Raw genomic sequence first — 11873 nt, forward strand, 5'->3', positions numbered from 1 at the left:
CGTGTTATGAATGAATGATGAGTTACGCCATGCGCCAGTGAACGGTTTCACCGGCCTTCAAGGGTACGATGTTACCGTCGGCCAACGGCAGTTGCTCTGGCATGGTCCAGGGCTCACGTACCAGGGTAATGGTGTCGGTGTTTCGTGGCAGGCCGTAAAAGTCGGCGCCGTTGAAACTGGCAAAGGCTTCCAGTTTGTCGAGAATGCCGAGTTCCTCAAAGACGTCTGCGTACAGGCCAATGGCGCCGTAGGCAGAATAGCAACCGGCGCAGCCGCAGGCGGCTTCCTTTTTGTCGCGGGCGTGGGGGGCGGAATCTGTGCCCAGGAAGAAGCGCGGATCGCCGCTGGCAACCGCCTCGCGCAGGGCCAACTGATGCTTGTTGCGTTTCAGGATCGGCAGGCAATACAGGTGGGGGCGGATACCGCCCACCAGCATGTGGTTGCGGTTGTACATCAGGTGCTGGGGCGTCAGGGTGGCGGCCAGGTTGCCGCCGGTGTGGGCGCGCACAAACTCGGCGGAGTCCGCCGTGGTGATGTGCTCCAGGACCACTTTCAGGGTCGGGAAGGCCTCGATGGTTGGGCTCAGGACCCGTTCCAGAAACACTTTTTCCCGGTCGAAGATATCAATGTCGGCATCCGTGACTTCGCCGTGAACCAGAAGCAGCATGCCGCACTCGGCCATGGCTTCAAGTACCGGGTAAATATTGCTGATATCGGTAACACCCGATTCTGAATTGGTGGTGGCGCCCGCGGGGTAGAGTTTGGCAGCGACAACGCCGGCGGCCTTGGCTTCCCGAATGGTTTCGGGGGTCATGCTTTCGGTCAGGTACAGCGTCATCAGTGGCTCGAAGGCGGTATTGCCGGCGGCTGCCCGGATCCGGTCACGGTAGGCCACGGCGGCTGCGGCGTCGGTTACCGGTGGCACCAGATTGGGCATGATGATCGCCCGGCCAAAGCAGGCGGCGGTGGCCGGCACCACGCTGTTCAGTACAGCACCGTCGCGCACGTGCAGGTGCCAGTCGTCGGGGCGGGTGATGGTGAGTGTTCTGGTCATGATGGTATCCGCTAAGCAGCCAAAAAATTTTGCGGATTATATCAGAAGGCGGATGGGAATGTTTTTGCTAATCCAGTCCCTTTGTGGCTCAAGTAATCATTTTGAACGCCGTTAAACAGTCATGTTGGAAACAGACCCGGTTTTCGAGGCGCTCTCACAATGACTTATTCGCTTCACCATTTGCTTCATCAAAAACTGGCAGCTGCAGGCGTGTCGGCTTTGCTTTCAGTGACAGCTACGCCTGTTTTGGCGACAAGCTACGGTGCCGGCATTGAGAACAGCCAGTGGTACCTGTCGGAATCTGTGTTTGAGTGTTCCCTGGTACACGAGGTACCGGGATACGGCAGGGCGGTTTTCCGCCATCGGGCCGGCGAAGCGTTGAGTTTCTATCTGGAATCCGAGATCCCGGTGATGCGCCCTGGTCGCGGCCAGCTAGTGGTGGAAGCGCCAGCCTGGCGTCCTGGCGTGGCGCCCCGGGTCATCGGCTCGGTAACGGTCTCTGACCAGCCCAGGGCGGTCACGGTCAGCAGTCGTGAGGCAACGCTGATGACTCAGGGCTTGTTGCAGGGGATGCGCCCGACCGTCACACGAGCTGCCCGTTATGATGACCGGCCCGTGCGGGTCCAACTTTCCAACGTTAATTTCTCAGGCCCGTACTCGGGCTACCGGGAGTGCGTATCCAGCCTGCTGCCGGTGAACTACGACCAGATTCGTCGTTCCCGAGTGCCGTTTGCCAGCGGCAGTACCAGCCTGTCTGATACCGACAGGCAGCTGCTGGATAACATCGTGACCTACGTAATGGCGGATTCCACCGTTGAGCGGATATTTGTGGACGGCCATTCAGACAGTGTTGGCAGCCGCATCGATAACCGGGCGCTGTCCGAAGAGCGGGCGAATGTGGTGGCGGACTATCTGCGATCCCGCGGTATCGATGATGACCTTCTGATTGTGCGTGGGCACGGTGACCAGTTCCCGGTTTCCCGCCGGCATGCGGATAATCGCCGTACCACCATTCGCTTGCAACGGCAGGGCGAGCGCCCCGAGTTACAGCAGGCGAACGGCCCGGGTATGGATTTCTCAGGCTGAATGGAGCGGGACTTGTCAGTAAACCGTGCTGAGCAGGTCCAGGTGGGCGGTGACGCTTTCGGCCAGCGCTTTCAGGTGATATCCCCCCTCCAGAGTTGACACAATCCGGTCGTTTGCGTGGTCATGGGCCACGCTGATCAGCATTTCCGTCAACCAGCGATAGTCATCGACTTCCAGATTCAGTTCTGCCATCGGGTCGAGTTTATGGCCATCAAAACCGGCGGAAATCAGTACCAGCTGCGGGCGGAAATCCTGCAATTTCTTAAGCCACGCTGCTTCCACCGTTTTACGGTAGTCCAGAGCCGAGCAGTTGGCCTCGATCGGCGCATTGATAATGTTGTCCGCCTGGCGATGCACATGGGAGTGCGGATAGAAAGGGTGCTGGAAGCTGGAGCACATCAGGATGCGTTCGTCTCCGCCAACGATGTCCACGGTGCCGTTGCCCTGATGCACATCGAAATCAACGATCGCAACCCGTTCCAGGTGATGGAAGGTGAGGGCGCGCATGGCTGCCAGTGCCACGTTGTTATAGAAGCAGAACCCCATGGATTTGGAGCGCTCGGCATGGTGCCCGGGTGGGCGGGCGCAGACAAACGCGTTGGTCACCTGACTACTCATTACCATATCGACCGCCTGGATATTGCCGCCGGCGGCCAGTCGGGCGGCGCGCAGGGTATCCGGCATCATGGCGGTGTCCGGATCGGTAAACACCCGGCCCCGGGTAGGCTGCATCATATCCAGCTGTTGAAGGTAAGTCTCGGGGTGCACCGTTAACAGCTGGTCACGGGTAATTTCTTCCGGTCGAACCCAGTCCAGATCCCGTTCCAGGTGAGTGTCTGCCAGATACGCGAGGATGGTGGAGATTCGCTCAGGGCATTCCGGGTGCTCCGGGCCCATATTGTGCTTCATGCAGTCATCGTGGGAGAAAAATGCCGTGGTCATACGTCTAGCCTGAACCCGAATATGCTTATTTTTCAGGCCATGTTATCAGGGAAAACCGAAGTTTGTCGTATTTCTTTGGTCTAATGGTTGTGATACCGGATTTACATCAGGAAATACCCATCTAAGATAAGTTATACATTGATAAGTATCCTGTTTTATTGAGATTCTTATCCATATCTTCGTCGCCCATGGTCAGGGAGAGTCACCTTGAGTACCCGCTATCTGGAAAGCCTGTTCAATCCTGAATCCATTGCTGTGATTGGTGCTTCCGAACGGGCCGAGAACCTCGGTGGTATGGTACTCAGGAACCTGCTGGGTGGTGGCTATCCAGGCCGCCTGGTGGTGGTCAACCAGACCGACTACGACAACGTGCACGGGGTTCCTTGCGTCAAGAAGGTCTCGAAACTGGATTTTAGCCCGGATCTGGCCATTATCTGTACGCCACCGGATACTGTGCCGAAAATGATTCGAAAGCTCGGCGAATGTGGTGTGCGTACTGCCATTGTGATGACCGGCGGTATGTCACGTACCCACAGTAAAACCGGGCAGCCGTTGATGTATTCGGTGCGGGACGCGGCCCGGGAAACCGGCATTCGGGTATTGGGGCCCAATACCATCGGCCTGATGGTGCCGGCACGTCATCTTAACGCCACCTATGCACACATGGGCGCCATTCCCGGACGGGTGGCGTTTGTGGGGCAGTCCGGCACCATTGCCAGTTCGGTGATTGACTGGGCTTTTGCCCGGGGTGTCGGGTTTTCTTACTTCCTGACACTGGGCGATGGCATGGACATTGATCACGACGACCTGATCGATTACCTGGCCCAGGACACCCAGACCCGCGCTATCCTTTTGCACATCGAAAATATTCCCAATCCCCGCCGCTTTATGTCGGCGGTACGGGTAGCCTCCCGGACCAAACCGGTTATTGCGGTGAAATCCGGCCGGGTGCCGGAGTCGGAGTGGTTCGCCCATGAGTTACCGGCCGGCATCAAGCGCAGTGACCCGATTTACGATGCCATGCTGCAGAGAGCCGGTGTGTTACGGGTGGACGGCCTGGGCCAGATGTTTGATGCCCTGGAAACCCTGACCCGAATGCGCCCGCTGCGGCGCGAATCGTTGGCGATCATGGCCAACGGGGTTGGCCCCGGTGTGCTGGCGGTGGACCGGTTGGCCGACCTGGGCGGCGAACTGGCGGAACTGTCGGAGCAGTCCGTTGATGCCCTGGCGGAGCTGTTGCCGGCCTACTGGACCCGGAAAAACCCGATCGACCTCAACTACGACGCCACGCCAGAACTTTATGGCAAGGCGATCAAGATTCTCGCCAAAGACCCGAACGTGGCCAACGTGTTGGTGATGTATGCGCCAACCCTGATCGAGGACAGCCTGCAGATTGCCGATGCGGTGGTGCAGGCTTCCAAGGGCACACGGCTGAACATTTTCACCTGCTGGCTGGGGCAGAGCACGGTGATGGATTCCCGTGAAGAGTTTTATCGTGCCGGCCTGCCGTCGTTCTTCAATCCGGAGAAGGCGGTCATGGCCTTTATGCAGCACGTTCGTCACCAGCGGGTGCAGAGGCTGCTGACAGAAACACCGGAATCCTTCACCGACCATTTCGCCGACCGTGCCAATACCCGGAAACTCGTGGCCCGGGCACTGAGCGATGGCCGGAGGCATCTGTCCAACCGCGAAGCCCGGCGGGTGATCTGTGATTATGGCATCAACACCATCGACACCGTTTACTGTGACGATGTCGAAGAAGTACTTGAGGTGTTTGCGGTGGAGCGCCGGCCCATTGATATTACGGTGGTGCATGAACAGGGCTGCTTTCCGTTTCTGGACCTGAGCCCTACCCAGCGCCGTTACAAAGGCACGGTCAAAAAGCTCAACAGTGAGCAAGCCATTATCGATAGCTGCCGCTTCCTGATGGATGAGTACAGGGAGCACTTCCCCCGCAGCGGATTTCTCGGTTTTGCCGTGCAGCGTTCGTATCAGCATGTGGGCGGCATTGAGTTCAGTGTGGGGATCACTCGGGACAACTTGTTCGGCCCGCTGGTGGTGTGCGGTGCAGCGGGGGCTCAGATCAACATCATGACCGACCGGCAAATTGCCTTGCCGCCGCTGAACATGGTGCTGGCCCGCGAGCTGCTGCGCCGCACCTACATGTACAAACTGTTGAAGGAGCACAGCCTCAAGCCTGAGGAAGACATTCGTGCCGTGTCGGAGACATTGGTCACCCTGTCCCAGATTGTCATCGACATCCCGGAGATTCGGGGCCTGGAGATTGCGCCACTGCTGTTCAATGAGCAGGGGGCGGTGGCGGTAAACATTGCCATTGATCTGGATGACCGCCGGGGCAAACCGATCATCCAGCCATACCCGAGGGAGCTGGAAGAGTGGATTGTGCTGCCAAAATCCGGTCGGCGAGTCATTATCCGCCCGGTGCTGGCGGAAGATGAGCCGGCCCACCGTTCATTCCACGAACATCAGTCACCAGAGTCCATTCGTTACCGGTTCTTCCAGTACCGAAAACATTTCTCCCGGGAAGACGTTGCCCAGATGGTGCAGATCGATTACGACCGTGAAATGGTGTTTATCGCCAATGCACCGCGGCTGGACGGTGAGGGAGAGGAAACCCTGGGCACTGTTCGCACCTGGACAGACGCAGACAACCTGCGCTGTGAGTTTGCTGTGATGGTGGACGACCGGATGAAAGGTGAGGGGCTGGGCGTGGCACTGATGCAGAAGATGATCGACTACTGCCGTGCCCGGGGCACCATGGAAATGATCGGCAACGTGCTGGCGGATAACCGCCCAATGTTAAAGTTGGCAGAGCATCTGGGTTTTGAAATCAAGTACAACCCGGAAGAAGAAGTGATGGATCTACGACTGGTGCTGAATGAGCCGGTAAAAGACTGGCAAAAAGAGCGGCTGGGGAAAGGGGGGCACCTGTAAGTACCCCCTTTGGCCTTATTCCTCGACGATGGCGGAGCGGTCTTCACCGCCGAGCGCTTCCAGCAGCCCGGGAATCATTCGGGAGAGTTCCAGGGTCATCAGCGTAAAGGCGGCGTCGAACTTGGCCACGGCGTCGTCCACGTCCACATCATCCAGCTGGTCCTGCAGGGTTTCACCGAATTTCAGCCGGCGGATGCCCAGTTCCTCATCCAGAACGAAAGAGACGTTGTCATCCCAGGTCAGCGCCAGCTTGGTCACCTGCATGCCGGTTTCGAGGTGGTTGCGAATTTCATCGGCTTTCAGGTCCAGGCCCTTGCACCGCACCACACCGCCGTCTTCTGAAGGATCCTTGAGTTCGCACTCGCCGCCCAGCACGATATTGGCCGGGTGATCGATGGTTTCCGTCAGCCAGCCGGTGAAGGTAAAGGCAGGTGCCTGCTCTACTGCCGGTGGGCGAACGGGCAGCGAACCCAGGCTTTTTCGAAGGGTGGATGCCAGATCTTCCGCCTGCTTGGCAGAGCCAGCATCGACCACCAGTACACCGTCCTGCGGTGCCAGGTAGGCAAAGCAGCGGCGGTTACGGGAAAACGCCTGGGGCAGCATTTCCAGCATCACCTGCTCTTTGATTTCCTCTTTTTCCTTCTTGCGCACTTTTCGGCCCTGGTCCAGCTCGATGGCCTCGGCTCGCTCTTCTACGGCTTCCTTGACCACAGGGCCCGGCAGAATCTTCTCTTCCTTGCGCAGAGCGATCAGGTGGTAACCGTTGGCGCTGTGCACCAATTGCTCACCGTGTTTTCCAAGGGGAGGTACCCAACCCTGGCGGGTGGTTTCCTGGGGGCCGCAGGGCTTGAAGGCATCCGCCTGCAGCTTTTCTTCCAGGGCTTCGGCGGTGATATCAAAAGGCTTGGTGAAACGGAAAATCCGGGCGTTACGAAACCACATTGGGGCTGAATCCTTGCTGTTTGTTCGGAGCGTTGCAAAAGGGCAGGGGATGATACGGCCACACGGTGGTGGCCGTAAAGTGACGGCGATCCGGGCAGATCAGATCTGCATGATTTCTACCAGCACGGTTTTCACGATAAACCCCACAACGCCGGCGCCCAGCACGGTAAACAGGGCAATGGTGCCGAACTTCCCAGCCTGGGATTTTTTGGCCAGGTCCCAAACGATGAAACCCATCCAGACAATAAGGCCCGTCAGAAACACCAGCATGGCGATCTGGGAGAAGACTGCTTCGTTCATGGTTACTCCGATATCAACAGGTACGGTTACTGTTCATCCCGCAGGAAAACCCAGTTGTTTTTATCGGATTGGTCTTCGCTGAAATAATAGCCTTCAAGGTTAAAACCCTTGAGGTCGTCGGCCTGGGTGATCTGATTCTGAATCGCATAGCGGCACATCAGGCCCCGGGCCTTCTTGGCGTAGAAACTGATCATCTTGTACTGACCGTTCTTCCAGTCCTTGAACTGGGGGGTAATCAGGCGGCCGTCAAGCTGCTTCTTTTGCACACTCTTGAAGTACTCGTTGGAGGCAAGGTTAACCAGAACCTGGTCGTCTTGCGCCAGCAGCTCGTTCAGGGCCTCGGTAATCTTGCTGCCCCAGAAGGCGTACAGGTCTTTGCCTCGCTGGTTCTCGAACCTGGTGCCCATCTCCAGGCGGTACGGTTGCATCAGGTCCAGTGGTTTGAGCAAACCGTAGAGGCCGGACAGCATGCGCAGATGCTTCTGGGCGAAGGCGAAATCCTGTTCAGAGAAACTTTCGGCGTCCAGCCCGGTATAGACGTCGCCCTTGAAGGCCAGGATCGCCTGGCGGGCATTGTCTGGTGTAAAGGGGGTATGCCAGGTGCGGAACCTTTCGGCGTTAAGCTGGCCGAGTTTGTCGCTGATGCTCATCAGGTTGCTGACCTGATGCGGCTCCAGTGCTTTGAGCTGGTCGATCAGCTCGCAGGCGTCGTCCAGAAAATCCGGTTGTGTATAGGTTTCCGTCGCCAACGGACTGTCGTAGTCCAGAGTCTTGGCAGGGGAGATGATCATCAGCATGTCAGCGGATCCTCATTGCAGAAACGTGAGTAACTGGTCCCTGGTGAACGGCCAGTCCAGCTCCGCGCCGGTGTCGTTACGGCGTAGCACCGGAATGCGTGTGCCGTAGCGCTCAACCAGTTCTTCAGACTGGGCTATGTCTACCACATCCACAGGGATCGGCTCCGGCATGGGCGTGCTGACCAAAAGCGCTTCCGCCAGCTCGCACAAATGGCACTGGGAGGTGGTGTAAAACAGGAGTTCCATTATTTCTTCGGCTGCGCGTCGATTTGCTGGCCGTTGATATCCTGGCTGTCTTTGCCCATCAGGTACAGGTACACCGGCATCAGTTCTTCCGGCGCCGGGTTCTGGTTCGGGTTTTCTGCCGGATAAGCCAGCACTCTCATATTGGTACGGGTGGCACCGGGGTTCAGACTGTTTACCCGGATGTTGTGGCGGTTGTCATCCAGTTCATCCGCCAGCAGCTGGCTAAGGCCTTCGACGGCAAATTTCGATACCGCATAGGCACCCCAGTAGGCCCGGGCCTGGCGGCCAACGCCCGACGAGGTAAAGATCATCGAGGCATCATCGGATTTGCGCAGCAGGGGAATCATTGCCCGGCTGAGTAAAAACGGGGCCGTGGCGTTTACCTGCATCACCTTGTTCCAGGTTTCCGGATCATAAAGCTCTACCGGGCTGCGGGAGCCCAGAATGCCGGCGTTATGCAGCAATCCGTCAAGCCGGCCGAAGTTCTCTTCCAGGGTCATCGCCAGTTCTTCGTATTCCTTGACCGCCGCACCCTCGAAATTCATCGGCACGATGGCCGGTTGCGGGTGCCCGGCGGCTTCAATTTCATCGTAAACCTCTTCCAGCTTGCCTACGGTGCGGCCAACCAGGATGACGGTGGCGCCATGGGCAGCATAGGCTTTGGCAGCGGCGCGGCCGATGCCGCTACCGGCTCCGGTTACCATGACAATGCGGTCTTTCAGAAGATCGGCGGGTGCCTGGTAATCTTGCATAACCTGTCTCCGTGTTCAGGCGGTTACTGGCCAGCTTGGGGCCGGTGATGGAAATGAATCGGCGGCTATTGTAACAGCTTTGCCAGGTCGCTGACGGTATCGACGATGATATCAGCTTGCCACAGGTCAACCGACTCCGGTTGCTCGATGTAGCCGTAGCGAACGGCGATGGTACGCATACCTGCGTTCCGGCCTGCTTCAATGTCTCGTTCGTGGTCACCCACGTAGATCGCCTGTTTCGGCTCTGCGCCAATCTCACGGCATGCCAGGAACAGCGATTCCGGGTGAGGTTTGCGCTCGGCCACATGGTCCGGGCAAATCAGCGTGGCGCATCGTTCTGCAAGCCCGAGGGCTTCGATCAGGGGGATGGCAAACCGGGCGGGTTTGTTGGTAACAATGCCCCAGGGAATAGACCGGCCTTCCAGATCAAGCAGCAACTCGTCCATGCCTTCGAACAGCGTGGTTTCGATGGCGACACCTGCTTCATACAAGTCCAGAAACGCCGTGTGCTTTTCCAGGTAATCCGGGTGTTCCGGCTCCAGGCCAAAGCCGACCCGGATCATCGCCCGGGCGCCGTTAGATACCGAACGCCGGATATGCTCCGCCGGCAAGGGCGCCAGCTCGTGCTGTTGTCGCAGCATATTCAGGCAGCGGATGAAATCCGGGGCGGTATCAATCAGCGTGCCGTCCAGATCGAACAGTACGGCTGAAGGGAGAACGTCAGTCTTCACGAATATCCCGCGCGTGCATCAGGTAATTGACGTCGACATCCCGGCCCAGTTTGTACACCTTGGTTAGCGGGTTGTAGGTCATGCCGGTGAGTTCCTGAACTTCCAGGCCAGCATGGCGCAGGTAGTCGGACATCTCGGAAGGCCGGATAAACTTTTTCCACTCATGGGTGCCCTTGGGCAGCATGTTGAGCACGTATTCCGCACCCACGATGGCAAACAGGAAAGACTTCGGGTTCCGGTTAATCGTGGAGACAAACATGTGGCCGCCCGGGCGCAACATGGCGGCGCAGGCACGGATAACCGAAGCGGGGTCCGGCACATGCTCCAGCATTTCCAGGCAGGTGACCGCGTCATACTGGCCGGCATGTTCCGGATCACGCGCCAGCTCTTCGACGGTGGTTTGCCGGTAATCAACATTCACACCCGATTCCAAACCGTGCAGTTTGGCCACTGATAAGGGCGCTTCACCCATATCGATACCGGTTACATGGGCACCGCGCAGGGCCATGCCTTCCGACAACAGGCCGCCGCCGCAACCGACGTCCAGCACCTTTTTGCCGGCCAGGGCTACCCGCTCGTCAATGTAATTCAACCGCAGGGGATTGATGTCGTGCAGCGGTTTAAACTCGCTGGTGGGGTCCCACCAACGGCTGGCCAGGGCCTCAAACTTGGCAATCTCGTTCTGGTCTACGTTCTGGTTGCTCATGGTGCTACACCTGGGTGAAAAGGTTAACTGAGAATCTGTTGCCGCCATTCACTGACCCGAAGCATCAGGTCAGGTACGTCGATACGGGTCAGGCGACCGTCCTGTAATTGAGGTACGCCGTGAATCCAGCTGTGGCTTACTGCCCGGCCATGGTTGCTGTAAACCAGGTGGGATGCCGGGTCGTAGACCGGCTGCAGGAAAGGATCGCTCAGGTCCACGGCAATCAGATCGGCCAGCTTGCCTGCTACCAGGGAACCCAACTCCTGTTCCCTGCCGAGCGCGCGGGCACCGCTCAGGGTGGCCATTTCCAGCGCCCGGTGGGCGGACAATGCCGAGGCATCCCCGGCCACGACCTTGGCGACCATGGCTGCGGTTTTCAGTTCACCGAACAGGTCCAGATCGTTGTTGCTGGCGGCGCCATCCGTGCCGATGGTGACATTGATACCGTGGTCCATCAGTTTCTGCACCGGGCACAGGCCGCTGGCCAGTTTCAGGTTGGATTCCGGGCAGTGCACGATGTGGGCGCCTGAGCGCACCAGCTGTTCCAGGTCCGAATCGTCAATCTGGGTCATGTGCACGCACTGGGTATTCCTGCCAAGAACCCCTAGCTCTGCCATCCGGGTAACGGGGCGTGAGCCCGTGGCTTTCATGGCTTCATCTACTTCGAAGGCGGTCTCGTGCAGGTGCAGCTGGATGGCCGCTCCGGTTTTTCCGGCCAGGGCGACGGCGTCTTTCAGCGGCTGGTCAGAGACCGTGTAGGGGGCATGTGGGCCAATCGCCGGCATGATGTATTCGTCACCCTGCCATTGTTCGATCAGGGCCGCCCCTTTGCGCAGGTACTCGTCCGGCCCGGAACCCCAGACCGTGGGCATATCCATCAGCGGAAAACAGACCTGGGCGCGCATTCCGGCGTCGTGGGCCGCCTGGGCCGTGACTTCCGGAAAGAAGTACATGTCGGAGAAGGTGGTGGTACCGGTACGCAGCATTTCCGCCATCGCCAGCCGCGTGCCGTCCAGCACAAACGGCTCGCTGACGAACCTGCCTTCGGCGGGCCAGATGTGGTCGTTCAGCCAGGTCATCAGCGGCAGGTCATCGGCCAGGCCCCGGAACAGCGACATGGCGGTGTGGCCGTGCAGGTTGATTAGCCCCGGCATGACCACGTTACGGTCAAGGTTAACCGTTTCGCGGGTGCGGTATTTCTGGTCTGCCTCTGATTGTGGCAGCACGTCTGCAATGCGGCTGCCCTGCAGGATCACCGCCTGGTGCTCCAGCACAACGCCGAAGGGTTCTACGGGAATCAGCCAGCGGGCGTTGATTCGACTATCGGCTGCAGTGATGGTGTCTGCCGTCATTAACCTGCCT

General features: G+C 58.5%; 12 protein-coding genes. 2 read left to right on the forward strand and 10 right to left on the reverse strand.

What is annotated here, in order from left to right; translation table 11 throughout:
* Nucleotides 1-22 precede the first annotated feature (22 nt).
* Nucleotides 23-1054: a dihydroorotase gene (gene pyrC, locus ACZ5Q2_RS11300; protein ID WP_061333124.1), complete on the reverse strand. Its 1032-nt coding sequence runs from the start codon at nt 1052-1054 to the stop codon at nt 23-25.
* 159 nt (nt 1055-1213) lie between these two features.
* On the opposite strand from pyrC, the gene ACZ5Q2_RS11305 reads away from it, so the two are divergent.
* Nucleotides 1214-2140 (forward strand): flagellar protein MotY, encoded by a 927-nt coding sequence (locus ACZ5Q2_RS11305; protein WP_432210112.1) that lies wholly within the window; start codon nt 1214-1216, stop codon nt 2138-2140.
* Nucleotides 2141-2155: 15 nt separating this feature from the next.
* On the opposite strand, the gene ACZ5Q2_RS11310 is transcribed toward ACZ5Q2_RS11305, so the two are convergent.
* Complete coding sequence (locus ACZ5Q2_RS11310) at nt 2156-3082, reverse strand: histone deacetylase family protein (protein ID WP_061333126.1); 927 nt, start codon at nt 3080-3082, stop codon at nt 2156-2158.
* Between the two features lie 207 nt (nt 3083-3289).
* On the opposite strand from ACZ5Q2_RS11310, the gene ACZ5Q2_RS11315 reads away from it, so the two are divergent.
* Entirely contained in the window at nt 3290-6037 is a 2748-nt protein-coding gene (locus ACZ5Q2_RS11315; protein WP_061333127.1) for a bifunctional acetate--CoA ligase family protein/GNAT family N-acetyltransferase, read from the forward strand.
* Between the two features lie 15 nt (nt 6038-6052).
* Here the strand turns inward: ACZ5Q2_RS11315 and rdgC are convergent, their stop codons facing one another.
* The 8 genes from rdgC to ACZ5Q2_RS11355 form a co-directional block, all read right to left on the reverse strand.
* Nucleotides 6053-6979: a recombination-associated protein RdgC gene (gene rdgC / locus ACZ5Q2_RS11320; protein ID WP_061333128.1), complete on the reverse strand. Its 927-nt coding sequence runs from the start codon at nt 6977-6979 to the stop codon at nt 6053-6055.
* 99 nt (nt 6980-7078) lie between these two features.
* Nucleotides 7079-7279, reverse strand: coding sequence for a DUF2788 domain-containing protein (locus ACZ5Q2_RS11325; RefSeq protein ID WP_058090221.1), 201 nt, complete (start codon nt 7277-7279; stop codon nt 7079-7081).
* A 26-nt stretch (nt 7280-7305) separates the two neighbouring features.
* The gene (yaaA, locus tag ACZ5Q2_RS11330; protein ID WP_152438452.1) at nt 7306-8076 is read right to left on the reverse strand and encodes a peroxide stress protein YaaA; all 771 of its coding nucleotides are present in this window, start codon (nt 8074-8076) and stop codon (nt 7306-7308) included.
* A 12-nt stretch (nt 8077-8088) separates the two neighbouring features.
* Nucleotides 8089-8322: a glutaredoxin family protein gene (locus ACZ5Q2_RS11335; protein ID WP_058090219.1), complete on the reverse strand. Its 234-nt coding sequence runs from the start codon at nt 8320-8322 to the stop codon at nt 8089-8091.
* The gene (locus ACZ5Q2_RS11340; protein ID WP_152438451.1) at nt 8322-9074 is read right to left on the reverse strand and encodes a YciK family oxidoreductase; all 753 of its coding nucleotides are present in this window, start codon (nt 9072-9074) and stop codon (nt 8322-8324) included. The genes ACZ5Q2_RS11335 and ACZ5Q2_RS11340 overlap by 1 nt, the downstream gene beginning before the upstream one ends.
* Before the next feature lie 65 nt (nt 9075-9139).
* Nucleotides 9140-9805, reverse strand: coding sequence for an HAD family hydrolase (locus ACZ5Q2_RS11345; RefSeq protein WP_152438450.1), 666 nt, complete (start codon nt 9803-9805; stop codon nt 9140-9142).
* Complete coding sequence (gene ubiG / locus ACZ5Q2_RS11350; RefSeq protein WP_058090216.1) at nt 9795-10511, reverse strand: bifunctional 2-polyprenyl-6-hydroxyphenol methylase/3-demethylubiquinol 3-O-methyltransferase UbiG; 717 nt, start codon at nt 10509-10511, stop codon at nt 9795-9797. The genes ACZ5Q2_RS11345 and ubiG overlap by 11 nt, the downstream gene beginning before the upstream one ends.
* Nucleotides 10512-10534: 23 nt before the next feature.
* On the reverse strand, nt 10535-11863 hold the full coding sequence (locus ACZ5Q2_RS11355) for a TRZ/ATZ family hydrolase (protein WP_432210111.1): 1329 nt from the start codon (nt 11861-11863) through the stop codon (nt 10535-10537).
* Nucleotides 11864-11873 lie beyond the last annotated feature (10 nt).

The organism is Marinobacter alkaliphilus (genome assembly GCF_055394375.1).

Coding starts and splice junctions, on each gene's coding strand:
- yaaA (WP_152438452.1), bottom strand. CDS start 8,076: ATGCTGATGATCATCTCCCCTGCCAAGACTCTGGACTACGACAGTCCG.
- ACZ5Q2_RS11340 (WP_152438451.1), bottom strand. CDS start 9,074: ATGCAAGATTACCAGGCACCCGCCGATCTTCTGAAAGACCGCATTGTC.
- pyrC (WP_061333124.1), bottom strand. CDS start 1,054: ATGACCAGAACACTCACCATCACCCGCCCCGACGACTGGCACCTGCAC.
- ACZ5Q2_RS11335 (WP_058090219.1), bottom strand. CDS start 8,322: ATGGAACTCCTGTTTTACACCACCTCCCAGTGCCATTTGTGCGAGCTG.
- ubiG (WP_058090216.1), bottom strand. CDS start 10,511: ATGAGCAACCAGAACGTAGACCAGAACGAGATTGCCAAGTTTGAGGCC.
- ACZ5Q2_RS11355 (WP_432210111.1), bottom strand. CDS start 11,863: ATGACGGCAGACACCATCACTGCAGCCGATAGTCGAATCAACGCCCGC.
- ACZ5Q2_RS11305 (WP_432210112.1), top strand. CDS start 1,214: ATGACTTATTCGCTTCACCATTTGCTTCATCAAAAACTGGCAGCTGCA.
- ACZ5Q2_RS11325 (WP_058090221.1), bottom strand. CDS start 7,279: ATGAACGAAGCAGTCTTCTCCCAGATCGCCATGCTGGTGTTTCTGACG.
- ACZ5Q2_RS11310 (WP_061333126.1), bottom strand. CDS start 3,082: ATGACCACGGCATTTTTCTCCCACGATGACTGCATGAAGCACAATATG.
- rdgC (WP_061333128.1), bottom strand. CDS start 6,979: ATGTGGTTTCGTAACGCCCGGATTTTCCGTTTCACCAAGCCTTTTGAT.